The organism is Providencia sp. PROV189 (assembly GCF_028480065.1).
GTDB lineage: Bacteria > Pseudomonadota > Gammaproteobacteria > Enterobacterales > Enterobacteriaceae > Providencia > Providencia stuartii.
In genome coordinates this window covers 77,225-96,020 of the sequence record NZ_JAMPOG010000003.1, presented here as the reverse complement: position 1 = coordinate 96,020, position 18,796 = coordinate 77,225, and the positions used below count along the sequence as shown (strand labels likewise).

The window sequence follows — 18,796 nt, the reverse complement described above, 5'->3', positions numbered from 1 at the left end:
AGTTATCAAAGAAACATAGGCGGTCGAGTGACCGCCTAGACAAGTTTTAAAACAATTAGTTAGATGCGTTCTCGACGTAATCAATCGCAGCCTGCACTGTTGTGATCTTTTCAGCTTCTTCGTCAGGGATTTCGATATCGAACTCTTCTTCCAGAGCCATAACCAGCTCAACTGTGTCAAGAGAATCAGCGCCCAAGTCATCAACAAACGAAGCTGTTGTTACAACTTCTTCCTCTTTAACACCTAGTTGCTCAACGATGATTTTCTTAACGCGTTCTTCGATAGTGCTCATACTATTAAAATTCCTATCAAAACTCGCTTTCGCGATGGTTTTCGTAGTTTATAAAATACAGGAAAAGATACAACCCAATCCCGGCTGTTGAAACCTAAATTTTGCATTATTTTGCGCTAATTAACACTAATAATGCAAATGGTTCCATCATTTCTTTAGATCATGTACATGCCGCCATTGACATGTAATGTTTCACCTGTGATGTAACCAGCTTCATCAGAAGCTAAAAACGCTACAGCACTGGCAATTTCTTGTGCATCACCAAGCCTGTCGGCAGGAACTTGAGATAAAATGCCTGCACGCTGCTCATCTGTCAATGCCTTGGTCATATCAGTTTCAATAAAACCAGGTGCAACGACATTAACGGTAATGCCACGGGAAGCGACTTCGCGTGCTAATGATTTGCTAAAACCAATTAGCCCAGCTTTCGCTGCTGCATAGTTCGCTTGACCCGCATTTCCCATCACACCTACAACAGATGCGATTGAAATAATACGTCCACAACGTTTTTTCATCATGGCGCGTAATACGGCTTTTGATAAACGGTAAACGGATGAGAGGTTAGTGTCAATAATATCTTGCCACTCATCATCTTTCATACGCATCAAAAGGTTATCACGTGTGATACCTGCATTGTTGACCAGTATATCAATTTCGCCAAATTGTTGACGAATATTATTCAAGGTTTCGTCAATTGATGCAGGGTCTGTCACATTAAGAGCAAAACCTTTGCCTTTTCCATCTAAATAAGCAGAAATCGCTTCTGCTCCTTTTTCGCTGGTTGCTGTACCAATAACCGTCGCACCACGCGCAGCAAGCGTTAAAGCGATCGCTTTCCCGATACCGCGGCTAGCGCCTGTTACAAGTGCAATTTTTCCTTCAAAGCTCATATCGTCCTCAGAGGTTTTCTAATGCAGTGCCTAATGATACAGGATCATTGACTGCAACGGCAGTTAAATTAGAGACAATACGCTTGGTAAGACCAGTTAATACTTTACCCGGACCCACTTCAACAAGATGCTCAATACCTTGATTTGCCATGAATTCTACCGTCTCAGTCCAACGAACTGGATTATACAATTGACGAACCAAAGCATCACGAATATTTTCCGCTGATTGCTCAATTTTCACATCAACGTTGTTAATAACTGGGAAATTTGGTTGATTAAACGTTATTTCTTGTAACGCAACTGCTAATTTTTCAGCCGCTGGTTTCATTAACGCACAGTGTGACGGTACACTAACCGATAATGGTAATGCACGTTTTGCGCCCGCCTCTTTACATGCTGCACCAGCGCGCTCAACCGCCGCTTTTTCACCTGCAATCACCACTTGACCTGGTGAGTTAAAATTCACAGGAGAGACGACTTGGCCTTGAGCGGCATCTTGACAAGCTTTCTCGATTGATTCGTTATCTAAACCGATGATCGCATACATCGCGCCTGTTCCTTCTGGAACGGCTTCTTGCATCAATTTACCACGCAACTCAACCAGTTTAATTGCCGCTTTAAAATCAAGAACACCCGCGCACACTAAAGCTGAATATTCACCTAGGCTATGCCCTGCCATCATCGTAGGCATCGCGCCTTTTTTTTCTTGCCAAACACGGAAGATAGCGACAGATGCAGCTAACAGCGCTGGCTGGGTTTGCCATGTTTTGTTCAATTCTTCTTCTGGCCCGTTCTGAACAAGAGCCCAAAGGTCATAACCTAATGCTTCAGACGCCTCAGCGAATGTTTGTTCTACTAACGGACTTTCCGCCGCTAATGCAGACAACATACCAAGAGACTGAGATCCCTGACCGGGAAAAACCATAGCAAATTGTGTCATGTCTATTTTCTCAGTAAATTAAAAACGAACAAGTGCAGAGCCCCAAGTAAAGCCGCCGCCAAATGCTTCTAAGAGCACTAACTGACCACGTTGGATTCGACCATCACGTACCGCTTCATCAAAGGCGGTCGGCACGGATGCAGCCGAGGTGTTACCATGTTTATCTAACGTAACCACCACCTTATCCATGGCCATATCAAGTTTTTTCGCTGTTGCGGAGATGATACGCAAATTTGCCTGATGAGGAACTAACCAATCGAGTTCTTCTTTTGCGATACCGCTTTCAGCCAATGTTTCATCAACAATGTGCGCTAATTCACGCACAGCCACTTTAAAGACTTCATTGCCTGTCATGGTTAAGTAGGCTTGATCTTCTGAGCCTCGCTCACGATTCGGCAGCGCTAACAACTCGCCATAACGCCCATCGGCATGCAGATGTGTTGATATAATACCCGGCTCTTGCGATGCGCCGAGCACCATCGCGCCTGCCGCATCACCAAACAGAATAATAGTACCGCGATCATTTGGGTCTAACGTTTTTGACAGTGCATCTGCACCAATCACTAATGCTTTTTTTGCCATTCCCGTTTTAATAAACTGGTCCACGATGCTTATCGCATACGTAAAACCTGCACACGCTGCGGCAACATCAAATGCAGCGCAATCATTAATGCCTAACATTTGTTGAATTTGGCACGCTGCGCTTGGAAACGCGTGTGTTGAAGAGGTCGTTGCGACAACAATTAGCCCAATCTCACTGCTATCGACTTGCGCCATTTCAAGGGCCTTTTGTGCGGCATGAAACCCCATTGTGGCAACACTTTCATCTTCACCAGCAATTCTTCTTTCATGAATACCTGTGCGAGTTACAATCCACTCATCAGAAGTATCAACCATTTTTTCCAGGTCAGCATTTGTTCTAATTTGTGTGGGTAAATAGCTGCCTGTGCCTAATATTTTACTATACATAGGTTATTGATCACTCCTGGGTAATACGATATTCAACCGAGCTGCTATTCTGTCCGGAACTTGTCTATCTACCGATTGAACAGCCCGTTCAATCGCAGCTTTAAATGCACTTTCGTTTGCAGCGCCATGACTTTTTATGACAATTCCCTTTAATCCTAACAGAGTTGCACCATTATACTGGTCGGGGTTCAACTCCCCGAAACGCTTCATCAGCCGTTTTTTAAGCCACTTTTTGGCCAATTGAATCAACCAACTAGGTTTTTTATTCTTTTTGCTTTCATCTGTTGATTTCAACAAGGAAAGTATGACGCGGATCACCCCTTCCATTGTTTTTAGCGTGACGTTACCTGCGAAGCCGTCACACACTAATACATCCGTTTTGCCAGTCAGCAACTCATTGCCCTCGACATAACCGATGTAATTTATTGCCGCGGTTTCTTTGAGAATTGCGGCGGCTTCGCGGATATTATCAAGCCCTTTACTCTCTTCTTCACCAATATTTAGTAGTGCCACTTTTGGTGAAGCAATTTTGGCCACCTCTTCAGCGACGACAGATCCCATCACAGCAAATTGCACTAGCATATCACTACTACAATTGACGTTAGCGCCTAAGTCTAGCACCACGGTTTGACCTTTTTGCTGATTAGGCAAAATGGTCATCAAAGCAGGCCGTTCGATGCCATCAATTGATTTAAGCATCAACTTAGCTAGCCCCATCAAAGCACCCGTATTACCTGCACTCACGCACGCCTGTGCCTGCCCAGTCTTCACTAACTCAAGCGCCACTCGCATGGATGTTCCTTTGCTTTGACGTATTGCCGTTGATGGTTTGGCATCATTAGCGATAACATTTTCAGCAGGAATAATTTCGACACGCGAAGTCAGCTCAACACTTTGTTGTGCGAGCAGTGGTTGAATGGCGTCAGGTTGACCGACTAGCAGTAATTTGAGTGCTGGATTAGATGCCAGAGCCTGCAATGCAGCAGGCACTGTGACGCGGGGACCAACATCCCCGCCCATAGCATCTAACGCAATGGTTAGATTAGCCAAAGTATCAACTTGTAAATCTATAATTACTTGTTGATAACCTTACGGCCACGGTAGTAACCATCTGCAGTCACGTGGTGACGCAGGTGAGTTTCACCGGTAGTTTTGTCTACAGAAACTAGGGTAGCAGTCAGTGCATCATGTGAACGACGCATACCGCGTTTTGAACGAGTTGGTTTATTCTGTTGTACGGCCATTGACCTTACTCCTTAAGTACTTTTCTTTAAACTGGCTAATACGGCAAATGGGTTTGGTTTTTCCGCCTCAGGCGGTAGTTCACCAAAAACCATATCCGCTTCGGACACTTCACAGTGTTCAGAATCATGAACCGGAACCACTGGTAAGGAAAGAATTATTTCATCTTCTATCATTCCCAGCAAATCTATTTCACCAAATTCATCAATTTGAATTGGCTCATAGCCTTCCGGTAATGCTTCGGCCTTTTCGTCACTGACGACAGGACTAAAACAATACGATACGTAAACATGATGCTTGAAATCTTTTCTGCAACGCTGGCATTGTAGGGTGACATCCACATCAGAATGCCCCTCTATGACCGTCAGACGCTGATTATCAATTTTAAATGATAATTCGCTCTCAACATCGCTGTCTACACTGACTACTGATTCAGCAATACGTGTTACTTGCTCAGGTGTGTAACTCCCGACATAGTCGAGGTTTTTTTGAGCTGCACGCTGCGCATCGATAGTCAGGGGTAATTTTACCTTTTGCATAAGGCGCGCATATTAACTTTGTAATGAGCTATAGTCAAAGAAAAAGGCGGGCAAAACTCGCCTTTTCACCAAAAAATCGCCTGTTAAGCGTCAGATAGTTTAAAATGAGTTAACCCTTTTGGCTATGAGTTTCGAGAAAAAATATGAAATCGATTATTTTGGCATCAACCTCTCCCTATCGGCAGCAATTGTTAAAAAAGCTGGGATTACCCTTTTTAGCCGTAGCGCCGAATGTAGACGAAACCCCAGTGTTAAATGAATCCGCAGAGGCATTGGTCACTCGCTTAGCGCATGCTAAGGCACATGCCATCAGTGAACAGCATAAACAACATCTCATCATCGGCTCGGACCAAGTCTGTGTGATTGATGGTGAAATTGCAGGCAAACCATACAATTATGACAATGCCTTTAAACAACTGAAAAGAGCCTCAGGAAAACAAGTCACATTTTATACCGGTCTATGTTTATTAGATTCAACGACGGGAAACTACCATGTGCAGTGTGAACCCTTTAATGTCTATTTTCGTTCTTTAAGTGATAAAGAAATCGAGACTTACTTGCGCAAAGAAGAGCCTTACCAATGCGCCGGAAGTTTTAAGTCGGAAGGGTTAGGGATTGCCTTATTTGATAGGCTTGAAGGGCGTGATCCTAATACATTGATTGGGTTGCCTCTGATCCTGCTATTAGAGATGCTACGCCATCATGGCTACAATCCATTAGATAATTAACAACGCAATAAGTTACCGGCAAATTTGTCTGCCGGTAACTTAATATGCTTAGTTTTTACGTGAACGTAAAACCTTTAAGCATTGATTAAGCTCTTTATCAAGCGGCGCTTGTAACCGCATTTCCTCCCCCGTTTTAGGGTGAGTAAACTTTAATGCGCTGGCATGCAAGAACAATCTTTTTAGGCCTGTATCCGCTAATTGGCTATCAAATTGTTTATCGCCATAGCGGTTATCAAACGCAATCGGATGCCCTGCATGTAATGTATGTACACGAATTTGGTGAGTACGCCCCGTTACTGGGCTTGCTTTAACCAAAGTGGCATTATCAAAACGTTCCTCAACCTTAAAGCGCGTCTCTGACGGTTTACCTTCAGGGCTAACACGAACAACACGTTCACCACTTTGCAAGATATTTTTTAATAACGGAGCTTGGATCACTTTGGTATGTGATTGCCAATGCCCGCGCACTAATGCGAGGTAATCTTTTTGCATCTGTTTAAGGCGCAACTGTTCGTGTAACGCTCTTAATGCTGAACGTTTTTTAGCCACCAGCAAAATCCCAGATGTGTCGCGATCCAAACGGTGCACCAACTCTAAAAAGCGTGCTTCTGGGCGAAGCGCTCTTAACCCTTCAATCACCCCAAAACTTAAGCCACTGCCGCCATGAACTGCGGTGCCTGATGGTTTATTAATGACCAGTATTGCGTCGTCTTCATAGAGAATGCAATCAGCTAACGCAGAAACTTTATCCAGTTTTGCCGAAACAGGGGCTTCTTCACGCTCAGCGACTCTTACCGGTGGTACACGGACTTGATCACCTGCAATAAGTTTATACTCAGGTTTAATACGCCCCTTATTAACCCTCACCTCACCCTTGCGAATGATGCGATAGATCATACTCTTAGGAACACCTTTTAATTTTGCGAGCAGGAAATTATCAATACGTTGTCCGGCTTCGTCATCGCTAATATCGATAAACTGAACTTGATTTTGTGTTTTCATTCAAAAATGTGTTAACTCTGATTGATTAAATTACGACCTTATATGCGGGATATATCATACCGACTCCACAAATTTTTTTATCATTTTTTTTTATTTGGTCAAAGAATAGCTCGTTAGTCATATTTCTAAATAAAATTTTCATATAACGCATGTATCGACTTGCTATAATGTCATTGGCAGTGGGATAATATGTAACTGCCATAATGTTTGATAAAACGATAATTGGCATGAAATACAGATTTGCTATTTGATTGAGTAAAAGCGCGGCAATGGCGTAAGACGCTTCGCAAAATCAAATAATTAGCGAGCAACGAATATTAGCTTTTTGGGTTAGGAACTTCCGTTAACAAAATTATGACGGCTTCCTGATTAAGAACGCTGAATTTTTAATCTAAAAATCAGGTTCACCGAATACTGCGCGTCTCTATACGGACGACTGCCGGGAGGCAGGCGGCTTTGTAAAAATCACGAGGCCATCGGTTTACAATAGCTCCCTTTTTCGCTGCTCTTTATTGAAAGTAAAAAATAATGAGTAAGTAACAATATGAAAAGAATGCTAATAAACGCGACTCAACAGGAAGAGTTGCGTGTTGCCCTTGTTGACGGGCAACGACTCTATGATCTGGATATCGAAAGTCCAGGTCATGAACAAAAAAAAGCGAATATTTACAAAGGAAAAATAACTCGCATCGAACCAAGTCTTGAAGCTGCTTTTGTTGATTATGGTGCTGAAAGACACGGTTTCCTCCCTATCAAAGAGATCGCTCGCGAATACTTCCCAAGCAATTACCACTCTCAAGGCCGCCCCAATATCAAAGATGTCCTTAAGGAAGGCCAAGAAGTTATCGTTCAGGTTGATAAAGAAGAGCGTGGCAATAAAGGTGCTGCACTCACCACGTTTATCAGCTTAGCGGGAAGTTATTTAGTACTGATGCCAAATAACCCGCGTGCGGGTGGTATTTCTCGCCGTATTGAAGGTGAAGATCGTACAGAATTAAAAGAAGCGCTCTCCTCCCTTGAGATCCCGGATGGGATGGGGTTGATTGTTCGCACCGCGGGCGTGGGTAAATCCGCAGAATCTTTACAACAAGATTTGCTCTACCGCTTACGCCACTGGGAAGCTATCAAAAAAGCGGCTGAAAACCGCCCTGCTCCGTTCTTAATACACCAAGAAAGTAACGTCATTGTTCGTGCGTTCCGTGACTATTTACGCCCAGATATCGGCGAAATCCTTATCGATAACCCGAAAGTGGTCGAAATGGCACGTAACCATATTGAAGCGATTGGCCGTGGTGATTTTGCCAGCAAAATCAAATATTATAGCGGTGATGTTCCGCTATTTAGCCATTATCAAATCGAATCACAAATTGAATCTGCCTTCCAACGTGAAGTACGCCTTCCATCTGGTGGTGCATTAGTGATTGATACCACCGAGGCGTTAACGGCTATCGATATCAACTCTTCACGCTCAACACGCGGCGGAGACATTGAAGAGACCGCATTTAATACAAACCTTGAAGCGGCCGATGAGATCGCACGTCAATTACGTCTGCGTGACCTTGGCGGCTTAATTGTTATCGACTTTATCGATATGACGCCAGTCAGGCATCAACGTGAAGTTGAAAACCGCCTACGTGAGGCCGTGCGTCAAGACCGTGCACGTATTCAAATCGCCCGTATCTCGCGTTTCGGTTTATTAGAGATGTCGCGCCAGCGTTTAAGCCCATCATTAGGTGAATCTAGCCACCATGTGTGCCCTCGTTGCTCGGGTACAGGAACCATCCGTGATAATGAATCATTGTCTCTTTCTGTTTTGCGTCTTATTGAAGAAGAAGCATTAAAAGAGAATACACATGAAGTTCATGCTATCGTTCCGGTACAAATTGCTTCCTATCTACTTAACGAAAAGCGTAAAGCAGTCAGCGAAATCGAAACGCGTCAACGCAATGTTCGCGTGGTCATTGTGCCAAACGACCAAATGCAAACGCCTCATTTTCACGTGATCCGTATTCGTAAAGGTGAAGAAGTAAATACGCTGAGCTATAACTTAGCTCACTACCATGAAACGGAAACCTTAAACAGTACGGAGGATCCAGCCGCTGAACGTAAAGCCCCTGAGCAACCAGCTATCTCTGCTTTCGCGTTACAAGAGCCCGTAGAACAGCCTGTTACTGTTAAGTCTAAAGAGAACAAAGCACGCACTGAAACACCAAAACAAGGGGTTAAAGTGGATGCCCAGCCGAGCTTTTTTAGCAAGGTAGCTGAATTCTTCAAAAAACTCTTCGCTGGTGAAGAAGAAAAAGTTGCTGAAAAACCTGCTGAGAAAAATCGCCAAAATAGCGGTAACGACAAGCGCCGTAACAATGAACGCCGCAATAATCGTCGTAATAATCGCCGTGATCGTGATGAAAACAGTGACAACCGCGAAAATCGCGATAATCGTTCTAACCGTAATGCGCAATCTGACGAAGCTAACAATCGTAAAGGCCGCAATAATAAGAACGCTAATCAGCAAGATGAGCAAAACGTTGATAGCAATAGCCGTGAAGCGCAGCAACAGCAGCGCCGCGAACAACGTGCTGAACGCCGTCGTCGTCAAGATGAAAAACGTCAACAACAAGCAGCTAAGGCACAACAAGAGGCAGTTCAAGGTGCTGATAATACACCTGTAGAGAAAGAAGAGCCTCAAACGCGCCCTGTTACGCCTCGTCGTCAACGTCGTCAATTGACACAAAAAATTCGTATCACTGATAATGTTGAAGCCGTAGCGCAAGAAGATGAAGTGGTTAAAGTTGCAACTGCCGTTGAAAATGATGCTATGCCTATCGCAGCACTCCCTGCTCCGACTCATGTTGATGAGCAAGTGGCTGAGGTAAATAGCTCAGAACAACAAGATGTTCAAGTTGCTAACCAAGAAGATAAGCAAGATACCATCATTCCACGTCGCTCACGTCGTTCACCACGTCACCTACGTGTCAGTGGTCAGCGTCGTCGTCGTTACCGTGATGAGCGTCATCTGACAAAATCACCAATGCCTCTGTTCGCTGCCGTAGCCTCACCTGAGTTAGCGTCAGGTAAGGTGTTTATCAGCTATCCTGTTGTTCAACCACAACAAGAAACCATCGCTATCATGACCAATGAAGAGATGCTTGAGCAACAAGGTATTGTTAGTGTAGAGGCCGTTGAAACCACCGATATCACACCTTCTCAGGTCATCGAGCAGGCTAATGAAACGGTTGAAACTGTCGCTATCGAACCAGTAGAAACCGTCACTGAAACCAACGTTAATCTTGTGGCTGAATCCGCAGATGAGCATGCAGTTTCTCTTGAACCTGCCATTGCCCCACAAGCTGAACCTGCTGTCGTTCATACAGAGCAAGCTCTAGAAGACACTCAACCAGAGCCTGTTGTTGAAACGGCACCAACCGTTGAACCTAAAGCACCGGTCGCGGTCGTTGAAGACGTTGTGATTGAGCAACCTAAAGTGGAGCCTACAGCTGAGACAGCCGAACAAGATGATCAGCCGCAAACCAGCACAGATGCAGTTGAAGAGCCTAAGGCTGAAGCTGTTGAAGTGCCTTATGTAGCGAAATCAACGGTTATTGTTGCAAGTAAGGCAGCACGTCATGCTTACTCACCAATGACCAAAGCACCAGCGCCTGAAGTGGTCGAATCAACATTCGAAATCAAGGTTTACCAGCGTGAAGCCTCAACCTTTGTCAGTAAAGGTGCCGGTGGGCATGTAGCAACCAATTATGCGACATCACAAATGGCAAAACCGGCTCATTTTGAATAGTATTCTTTAAATACGTCAAACAGCCCTGCAACTCGCAGGGCTTTTTTATATCTATCTCTCTGCACTGAATAGCTCTCCCACTTATTTGACAGAGCAATAAATCAAAACCTATTATTGATAATAAAAATTAAAACCATCATTATTTCTATTTACTGATTGTTAATTGAAAGGAAAATATGATGGCTCATTGGGTAATTTTTGGTGCAACAAAAGGAATAGGCCTCGCATTAGCCAACATTGGCATTCAACAAGGCCACCAAGTCACAGCCTTAGTGCGTCAACAAACGGATGCTGAGCGGCTAACGGCTGAAGGCATACAAACCTTTATTGGCGATGCCACCGACCCGTCTTCTTTAGAGGCAATTTTTGCATACATGACACCTGATACCGTCATATTCACCACTATTGGCGGCGGGCAAGCCGATTTTGTTGGTAATTACCATATTATCCGCCAAGCAGAGCAGCATCAGATACATCGTTTATTATTTGTCACTTCAATTGGTTGTGGCGACAGTTGGTCAACCTTATCACCAAGAGCAAAAGCCCTTTTTGGGCAATCTGTACGCCAAAAATCAATGGCAGAGTCCTATTTACAGACTAGCGAAATAAATTACACCATTTTAAGACCTGGGGGCTTAATGAATAGCGCGGCAACGGGTAACGCAACCTTATTAACAGGGGAAGCCCATGGTGTCGTTAGTCGAGAGGATGTCGCGAGAATATTAGCGAAGCTCGCTGAAGATAAAAGTAGCTATAGGCAGGTTTACGCTGTTATTGACCCAGATTTAAAACCACACTGGGGTTGATGCGATGACATTGAGCCGAGCTAACCTCGGCTCTAGTTTTCAATTATTTCACGTCTTTTTTATTGAGTTCGCCCATCTCTTTTAATTTATTCGAGATCTCACGGCGCTCTTTGGACAGTTCCGCATTTTTAATGATGTAATCATCAACACGGTCGTCATAATCGCTACGCATATTCGCGATAATTGCTTGAATTTCCTCGATGGTCATACCCGGTTTAATATAGTCGCTTAAGTTATCAAGCAATAAAACACGTTTTTGGTTATCACGAATTTTCTTTTCATTGTCGGTAATTTCACGACGAATTTTATTTTTACGACGATACATACGCACAAATTCCAAAACATTATGGAAAGATTGTTTGTTAGCGTTGTCCATGTTTAAAAACCCTCTGTTAGAAAAACAAAACGCATTCACTCGTTACACAATACCTTCTAACAGCACCGTGTTACAACCCTATTTCATCTATTCATTGATATAAAAACAAATAAAAAGGCATTTTTGCTCAATCGACTTCACTCACGAGCTGAATTGTTTCAGTTACACCTTTTGTACCTCGTCCTTAACGCCTATTTCCTGAGCAACTCTGGAGGTTTGTTTGGCAAGCGCTATTTTATCGCTGCGTAAACAGAAAGCAGATAAAATTGTGGTGATCACGACAAAGCCCCCCATTACCAGATAAGTATCAGCAAAACCGATTTTATCGTAACCCCAACCTGCCAACGGCGATAAAATACTCCCCACAATCGAGGTAATACAACTAAAACCCACTAAGTACAGTGTCGATGATAAACGCTTATCAAAATGGCGACTGTTATATTTAAAAATTGCGATCAGCAATATTGGCAGCTCTACAGCATGAAGTAATTTCATAATAGAGATCATGACAGGTCCTTCGACTAAACCTGAGCCAATAATCCGCAATGCCATCACACTACTCGCAAACAATAACCCTTTTTTGGCTCCTATGCGGTTAACAATATACGGAGCTAAAAACATACCTCCTGCTTCTAAGAAAACCTGCAATGAATTCAGATAGCCATACATTTCATTACCTGTTTTCTCATCTTGGAATTGGTGTGCGAAATAGACCATAAATTGCTGATCATAAACACTGTATATGCATGTGCCCAACACAAATAAAATCAGCGCCCAAAAACGAGGAAGTGTGAACAATTGCAAGGCGTCATCAAGGGTTATGCCGGAAGGTTTTCCATGCTCTAGGCTATTAAATGCGTTTGGTTTTGCCGTTTTTAGTTTTAATAAAATAACGAGAAAAATCGCACCGGAGAGGGTCGCCATGATAAAATTGTAATTAGGGTCAACGTTAATATTGCGACCAGCAAAAAATGTCGCAATCGCCCAACCTAATGAGCCCCACATCCTCGCTTTGCCATATTCAAAATCACGCAAGCGACTGACGCGTTCCGTATACGACTCAAGTACCCCAATTCCGGCATGGAAAGTCATACCGATAAAAAGACCACCGATTAAGCTTCCTACCACCACATTCCATTGCAATAAATAGCCAAACACCATAAAAAATGGGCCAGATGATATCAAGAGTATCGCAATAAACAGTAATAAGTTCTTTCGTAGACCTAGCTTATCCTGTAAAAAGCCATAAAGAGGTTGCGCGCAAAGCGCCACTATGGAAATACATGAAAAAATGATCCCCGTTTCAGTGCCTTCTAAACCAACATATTTTCTAAGCCAAATAGCAACAATTGAAAATGTTGACGACCAAGTAAAAAAGAAAAAAAACAGCAACGCACTCAATGACACGTAATACTTTCTCGATTCATTATTCATTGTTATTCGCCTGCATATTCCCCTAAATGCCAAAAATGTTAAGGTTAACATTTTTTCTAAACCAGTAAATCGCTCTCAAATTGTGATGTTAAGCACACTTGTTAACGTTAACATCACTGATTTATGAAGCAAATCACTCTTCAGTGTCGGTATGGAGCCGTTGTTTTAGCAATATCAACTTGCGGGTTGATCTTCTGATCAACGAAAGAAAGGTCACGTAATGAAATGATAAATGTTGCTGTCACTAGCCCTCAAACGAGGGCTCGTATTATCTAAACTTGGCTATTTAGAAAGGTCACTGCATCATCAAGAATGCTTTTTCGCGCTGGGTTGTTTTCTTCTTTTGCGTCCTTTTTCAACTTATCAATAATACTTTGTTTAGACACGTCGCTATTACCCAATAGCTCTAGTGTCACATGACCTATTTCAGATAAAATTAAACGTGTTCTTTCATCATATGTATTCATATTCACATCCTCTTTTTTGTTAGTCGCATTTAAAAGAGTAGATCAAAACATCCTTTATTAGGCAAATTTTTACGCTGATTTACCTGTTTTTTCAAGAAAAAAGGGCATCTTATATCAAATGATTGATGTAAATATCAATTAGATAGCAGTTTGTTCCTATTACATATTTAAATTGTAACACCAACCATTTAAGGGCCTCTGTTCAGGTTTTCACATCTATCAGGTATGATAGTCGCTACTATTTGTGAGAAGTTACCGCCTATTCTCTGGAGCAATTTTTGTGTTTATTAGCCTAAATTATTTGCCCCTTATCAGTAACCATCACAAAACCTCATCATCACAAAAATAGCAGCAAAGGCTTATGGAGAATAACGTTGCAAGAGACTAAAAAGCAGCCTACCTTTTTTGTTCATGACTATGAAACTTTTGGTAAACACCCCGCACTTGATCGCCCCGCACAATTTGCAGGTGTTAGAACCGATCTCGATTTTAATATTATTGATGAGCCAGAAGTCTTTTATTGCGCACCAACAGACGACTATTTGCCCCAACCAGAAGCGGTGATGATCACCGGTATTACACCACAGCTCGCCTTAGCCCAAGGGGTCAATGAGGCTGAATTCGCTAAACGGATCCACCAGCAATTTAGCCAACCGAATACCTGTATTATGGGTTACAACAATATTCGTTTTGATGATGAAGTGACTCGAAATATTTTTTATCGTAATTTTTATGACCCCTACGCTTATAGCTGGCAGCAAGGTAATTCGCGTTGGGATTTATTAGATACTGTGAGAGCGTGTTTTGCGCTACGCCCTGAAGGGATTATTTGGCCTGAAAATGATGAAGGCTTACCTAGTATGCGCCTTGAACATCTAACAAAAGCGAATGGTATCGCCCATGAAAATGCTCATGATGCGATGTCCGATGTACTCGCCACCATAAATATGGCGAAGCTGCTCAAAGCCGCTCAACCTAGAATGTTCAACTACTTCTACCAGCTAAGAAATAAAAATAAAGTTAGCCAATTAATCGACATTGTCGATATGACACCGTTGGTGCATGTTTCTGGCATGTTTGGCGCTCTACGCTCCTATATTAGCCTTGTTTCACCATTAGCATGGCACCCAGACAACCGTAATGCGGTTATTATGTGTGATTTAGCGGCGGATATTTCACCCCTGGTTGATTTGCCCGTTGAGACTTTGCGTGAGCGCTTATATACCCCTAAAACGGAATTAGATGGCGAATTACCGGTTCCGATTAAATTAGTACACATTAATAAATGCCCTATTCTTGCGCCTGAGAAAACATTGCGTACAGAAGATGCTGAACGCACGGGGGTTGACCGCGATCTCTGCCTACGCAATTTGGAAATCTTACGTAAGCACCCCGATATACGTCATAAAGTGATTGAAATTTTTGCCCAAGCGCAACCATTTGAAGAGCCGGATGATGTTGATGCTCAAATTTACAGTGGCTTTTTCAGTAGCTCTGACCGCTCGACGATGGATATTATTAGAGAAACACCGGAAAAAAACCTGCCTGCGTTAGACCTCACTTTTGAAGACCCACGTATGAAAGAGCTATTTTTCCGTTATAAAGCACGTAATTACCCCTCAACCTTATCCTATGATGAGCAGCAACGCTGGTTGCAGCACCGCCGTGACTACTTTACTGAAAGCCGTTTAATGGAATATATGCAATCTATTGAGTCGTTAATGATTGAACATCAAAACGATGTTGAACGCTGTAAGCAGCTCAAAGCACTGGTCAATTACGCGGCTGAATTAGCCAGCTAATATAGGTGGGGCAGGGTTTCCTGCCCAAAAACAACGATTGCACTGATTAGTGATCGTGATGGCAACCACAATCCCCTTCCCAATTTTTACGTTTCGTTGTTTTGCCTAAACCGGGGTTCATGCTGTTAGTCGGATCGGCTTTTTTATAGAAAGATTTTAGCTGTGGCTGAGCTTTATATAGGTGGCCTACGTTATGCTCTGCGGGGTATTGTGCACCTCGTTCATCTAACAGCGCTAACATTTTCTCTTTCAATTCTTTTGGATCGACGCCTTTTTTCAATACATAATCTTGGTGCATCACATGACACATAAAATGCCCACAATACAGTTTATGAACTAACAATTTTTCAATTTCTGGCGGCAATTTTTCAAACCAATCACGATCATTTCGACGTAAAGCGATATCCAGCGGCAATACATCCTCAACATCTTTATTGTGTACCGCATGATAACGAACCGCCGATCCCGCTGCGGCAAAGCGGTGTAAAAATGCTTTCGCCCCTTCCTCTGGTGTACACTCAAAATACCCCCCATCCGCCGTTGCAAAGAAGGATTTCAGCCAAACTTTCGCCTCATCAATACCTTCACCCGCCATTTTTAACATCAGATGATGCTCATACTTATCACGAAATTGCTTCATACGTGGAGGTAAATGTGCAGGCCATAATTTACTGAGTAGCTGCATAGTGCGGTCAACAAGGTTTGACGGTAACAACGGTACTTTATTTAATACGGCATCAATTCGGCCTTTGATAGTAAAAAATAGTGGCATTTTGTCAGTGCCAAATTTATCTATCATTAAAAAGGTATCTTTTCCGTATACTTCAGCGATATCAAAACAACCGCGGTGCATATACTCACCTGCTACTGGTAAGTTTTTAAATTCACTAAGAATATGACGGCGAATGTCTTCCAGAACATCCGGATTGTTTGTGCCAATATAAAACACTTGTGTTGAGGTATCGGCAGGGAAAGTATCAAGGCGGACAGCAAATACAGCTAATTTACCCGCACAACCAGATGCTTCAAACAAGCGGCGCTCATCTGCGTTAAAGCGTGATGGTGTATCCGCATTCACATCACGAACTCGCTGAGCATATTCATGGTCTGACGCCAGCTTTTCACTGTGTTCAACATCTTCTGTTCGATAACGTCGATTTTGCAAGTTCGTTAAAATTTCTTCAGGTGTATCCCCTAAGTTAATCCCTAGGTGGTTTACTAACTCCACTTTTCCATCTTCATTTACTCGCCCATATAAGGCTAGCTCCGTATAAGCCGGGCCTCGGCGCACTAGGGAGCCACCTGAACTATTACAGATCCCGCCAACCACTGACGCCCCGATGCAAGAGGAGCCAATGAGGGAATGCGGTTCACGACCTAATGGTTTTAGTAATTTCTCGAGGTCATACAGCGTACTGCCTGGCATAGCAACAACTTGATTAAATTCAGGTAATACTTGAATTTGATTTAATTTTAATGTGCTAATAATAACGATATCACGATCATAATCATAACCGCTTGGCGTCGAACCTTCTGTCAGCCCTGTGTTCGCGGCTTGCATAATCACTATTTTATCCGCCTCGACACAGGCTTTAAAAACATACCATTGCTCTAACAACGTGGTAGGGAAGACGACCGCTATAGCATTACCGATACCTGAGCGAAACCCTTTGCGGTAACGTTCGGTTTTATGAGGCTTAGTCAGGATATTTTTTTTACCAACAATATTGGTGAGTGTCAGTAATAATCGTTGATTTTCAGGGCTGTTTACTGCATTCATTTCTGCGCCTTCCTGTCAGGGTAATTATCAATAAACTGTTCAATTAATTGTAATGTCATAATCATTTAACAACCATATCACATTATAAAGCGTTTTAGATTGAGATATCGGTGCAGTGTCACAATTAGCTGATTGGAAGGTTAAAACAAATAATAGACTAACAGCCTGAATAATAGGCAAAAAAAACAGCACTCTGAGGTGCTGTTTTTATTCAATCGACTAAATTAATAATCGCTCATTTGAGGCATTGGACGACGGAACATACGCGTCAATATCGCCATATAGACCAGACCGACAGCCGTCCAAATTAAGCCATATACCATTGAATCCTCTTCGATATTTAACCATAGTACACAAACGGTCAGCGTACCAATGACAGGCAAAATCAAATAGTTAAGGATATTCTTAATCCCATGTATACGGCGTTCACGAATGAAGAACTGGCTGATAACTGAAATGTTAACGAACGTAAACGCAATCAGTGCACCAAAGTTAATTAATGCTGTTGCAAAGTCCATCTCAAACCAAATAGCGCCAAGTGCTAACACACCGACCATTAATACGTTATAAGACGGAGTACGCCATCTTGGACTTACGTGGCCAAAGATTTTTTCTGGGAACACCCCATCACGCCCCATCACATACATCAAACGAGCACTACCTGCATGTGCAGCCATACCTGAAGCCAATACGGTAACACATGAGAAAACCAAAATAATGGACTGGAAGAATGCCCCAGCAACAAATCTCATAATGTCAGGTTGTGTTTCATTGATGTTTTTAAAGCGCGAAACATCTGGGAAAAATTGTTGTAAGAAGAATGACACGGTAATGAAAATAATCCCACCGATAAGTGCTGTCAGGAAAATAGCACGCGGGATCACTTTACCTGCATTTGGCGTCTCTTCTGACAGAGAGCTTAACCCATCAAAACCTAAGAATGAAAAGCAGAGTATTGTCGCTCCGGCTATCAGAGGGATCAATTCCGTGTGCTCATCAGCAAATGGTCGGAAGGTCCAAACTTCACCCGTTCCTTCGCCATTCGATACACCATGAATCACAATCAAGGTAAATACAACCATGACCCCTATTTGAATAATGGCAATCACGGTACTTAGATTAGCGATGACGTTGATACCGCGTAAGTTAGCGGCAGTCATCAGAATAACTAGCCCCACAACAAAAATAGCAGGCTCAACCGTTGGGAAGATATCTTGTAAATAAATCTTCGCTAATAATATGTTGATCATTGGCATAAAGATGTAAGACAGCAGCGAGGTCCATCCTACAAGGAAGCCAATATGTGGGCTCATTGATTTTTGAGCGTAGGTATACGCCGAGCCAGCAGATGGAAAACGTTTTACCAATTTGCCGTAGCTCAGAGCAGTAAATAGTATCGCAGCAAGTGCAATAATATAGGAAGTCGGGACGTGACCACCGGTTTTATCCGATACCATACCAAAAGTATCGAAAATCGTCATTGGCTGAATATAAGCAAGACCAATCATCACCACTTGTAACAGGGTGAGCGTTTTTGCCAGCTCTACGCGGTTGTTTGCACCAGTTTGGTTGCTACCGATGGATAATGGTACTGAATTATTTGGCATGATAAAGCCCTCCCATAACTTTCGATTGAGTACTATTTGACCTACTTAATCGACAGTTACTGGGAAGACTTTGCATCTGCCTATAGGCAGAGAAGAAAGATGAAAGGTTAAATGGTGAAGTTGCGA

At 42.8% G+C, this 18,796-nt stretch carries 17 protein-coding genes; 4 read left to right on the top strand and 13 right to left on the bottom strand.

Annotated features, from left to right (window positions below; genetic code table 11):
• Positions 1 to 55 precede the first annotated feature (55 nt).
• From acpP to yceD, 7 genes are all read right to left on the bottom strand, one after another.
• Entirely contained in the window at positions 56 to 292 is a 237-nt protein-coding gene (acpP, locus tag PR833_RS01780; protein WP_004920830.1) for an acyl carrier protein, read from the bottom strand.
• Positions 293 to 447: 155 nt separating this feature from the next.
• Complete coding sequence (gene fabG / locus PR833_RS01775) at positions 448 to 1,182, bottom strand: 3-oxoacyl-ACP reductase FabG (RefSeq protein ID WP_004920831.1); 735 nt, start codon at positions 1,180 to 1,182, stop codon at positions 448 to 450.
• 7 nt (positions 1,183 to 1,189) lie between these two features.
• Entirely contained in the window at positions 1,190 to 2,122 is a 933-nt protein-coding gene (gene fabD, locus PR833_RS01770; RefSeq protein ID WP_004920832.1) for an ACP S-malonyltransferase, read from the bottom strand.
• An 18-nt stretch (positions 2,123 to 2,140) separates the two neighbouring features.
• Positions 2,141 to 3,091 (bottom strand): beta-ketoacyl-ACP synthase III, encoded by a 951-nt coding sequence (locus PR833_RS01765; RefSeq protein ID WP_004920833.1) that lies wholly within the window; start codon positions 3,089 to 3,091, stop codon positions 2,141 to 2,143.
• Between the two features lie 3 nt (positions 3,092 to 3,094).
• Positions 3,095 to 4,141, bottom strand: a complete 1,047-nt coding sequence (gene plsX, locus PR833_RS01760) for a phosphate acyltransferase PlsX (protein WP_014656180.1) — start codon at positions 4,139 to 4,141, stop codon at positions 3,095 to 3,097.
• A 23-nt stretch (positions 4,142 to 4,164) separates the two neighbouring features.
• Positions 4,165 to 4,335: a 50S ribosomal protein L32 gene (gene rpmF / locus PR833_RS01755; RefSeq protein WP_004920835.1), complete on the bottom strand. Its 171-nt coding sequence runs from the start codon at positions 4,333 to 4,335 to the stop codon at positions 4,165 to 4,167.
• Positions 4,336 to 4,347: 12 nt separating this feature from the next.
• A complete protein-coding gene (yceD, locus tag PR833_RS01750) occupies positions 4,348 to 4,872 on the bottom strand; it encodes a 23S rRNA accumulation protein YceD (protein ID WP_004920836.1) in 525 nt (174 codons plus the stop codon).
• Positions 4,873 to 5,015: 143 nt separating this feature from the next.
• On the opposite strand from yceD, the gene PR833_RS01745 reads away from it, so the two are divergent.
• On the top strand, positions 5,016 to 5,600 hold the full coding sequence (locus tag PR833_RS01745) for a Maf family protein (RefSeq protein ID WP_004920837.1): 585 nt from the start codon (positions 5,016 to 5,018) through the stop codon (positions 5,598 to 5,600).
• Positions 5,601 to 5,648: 48 nt separating this feature from the next.
• On the opposite strand, the gene rluC is transcribed toward PR833_RS01745, so the two are convergent.
• Complete coding sequence (gene rluC, locus PR833_RS01740; RefSeq protein ID WP_004920838.1) at positions 5,649 to 6,602, bottom strand: 23S rRNA pseudouridine(955/2504/2580) synthase RluC; 954 nt, start codon at positions 6,600 to 6,602, stop codon at positions 5,649 to 5,651.
• A gap of 544 nt (positions 6,603 to 7,146) precedes the next feature.
• Here rluC and rne point away from each other — a divergent pair.
• Together rne and PR833_RS01730 are read left to right on the top strand one after the other, a co-directional pair.
• Positions 7,147 to 10,398, top strand: a complete 3,252-nt coding sequence (rne, locus tag PR833_RS01735) for a ribonuclease E (RefSeq protein WP_004920839.1) — start codon at positions 7,147 to 7,149, stop codon at positions 10,396 to 10,398.
• Positions 10,399 to 10,577: 179 nt separating this feature from the next.
• Entirely contained in the window at positions 10,578 to 11,204 is a 627-nt protein-coding gene (locus tag PR833_RS01730) for an SDR family oxidoreductase (RefSeq protein ID WP_014656183.1), read from the top strand.
• A gap of 43 nt (positions 11,205 to 11,247) precedes the next feature.
• Here PR833_RS01730 and tmaR read toward each other — a convergent pair whose 3' ends face one another.
• The 3 genes from tmaR to PR833_RS01715 all read right to left on the bottom strand — a co-directional run bounded on the left by tmaR (position 11,248) and on the right by PR833_RS01715 (position 13,481).
• Positions 11,248 to 11,580, bottom strand: coding sequence for a PTS system regulator TmaR (tmaR, locus tag PR833_RS01725; protein WP_004920843.1), 333 nt, complete (start codon positions 11,578 to 11,580; stop codon positions 11,248 to 11,250).
• 162 nt (positions 11,581 to 11,742) lie between these two features.
• Positions 11,743 to 13,014, bottom strand: a complete 1,272-nt coding sequence (locus tag PR833_RS01720; RefSeq protein ID WP_004920844.1) for an MFS transporter — start codon at positions 13,012 to 13,014, stop codon at positions 11,743 to 11,745.
• Positions 13,015 to 13,286: 272 nt separating this feature from the next.
• Positions 13,287 to 13,481, bottom strand: coding sequence for a hypothetical protein (locus PR833_RS01715; RefSeq protein ID WP_004920847.1), 195 nt, complete (start codon positions 13,479 to 13,481; stop codon positions 13,287 to 13,289).
• A 374-nt stretch (positions 13,482 to 13,855) separates the two neighbouring features.
• Here PR833_RS01715 and sbcB point away from each other — a divergent pair, with 374 nt between their 5' ends.
• Positions 13,856 to 15,283, top strand: coding sequence for an exodeoxyribonuclease I (sbcB, locus tag PR833_RS01710; protein WP_053109897.1), 1,428 nt, complete (start codon positions 13,856 to 13,858; stop codon positions 15,281 to 15,283).
• A gap of 46 nt (positions 15,284 to 15,329) precedes the next feature.
• On the opposite strand, the gene dld is transcribed toward sbcB, so the two are convergent.
• The gene (dld, locus tag PR833_RS01705) at positions 15,330 to 17,063 is read right to left on the bottom strand and encodes a D-lactate dehydrogenase (protein ID WP_061063922.1); all 1,734 of its coding nucleotides are present in this window, start codon (positions 17,061 to 17,063) and stop codon (positions 15,330 to 15,332) included.
• A gap of 224 nt (positions 17,064 to 17,287) precedes the next feature.
• Positions 17,288 to 18,670, bottom strand: coding sequence for an APC family permease (locus PR833_RS01700; RefSeq protein ID WP_004920857.1), 1,383 nt, complete (start codon positions 18,668 to 18,670; stop codon positions 17,288 to 17,290).
• Positions 18,671 to 18,796 lie beyond the last annotated feature (126 nt).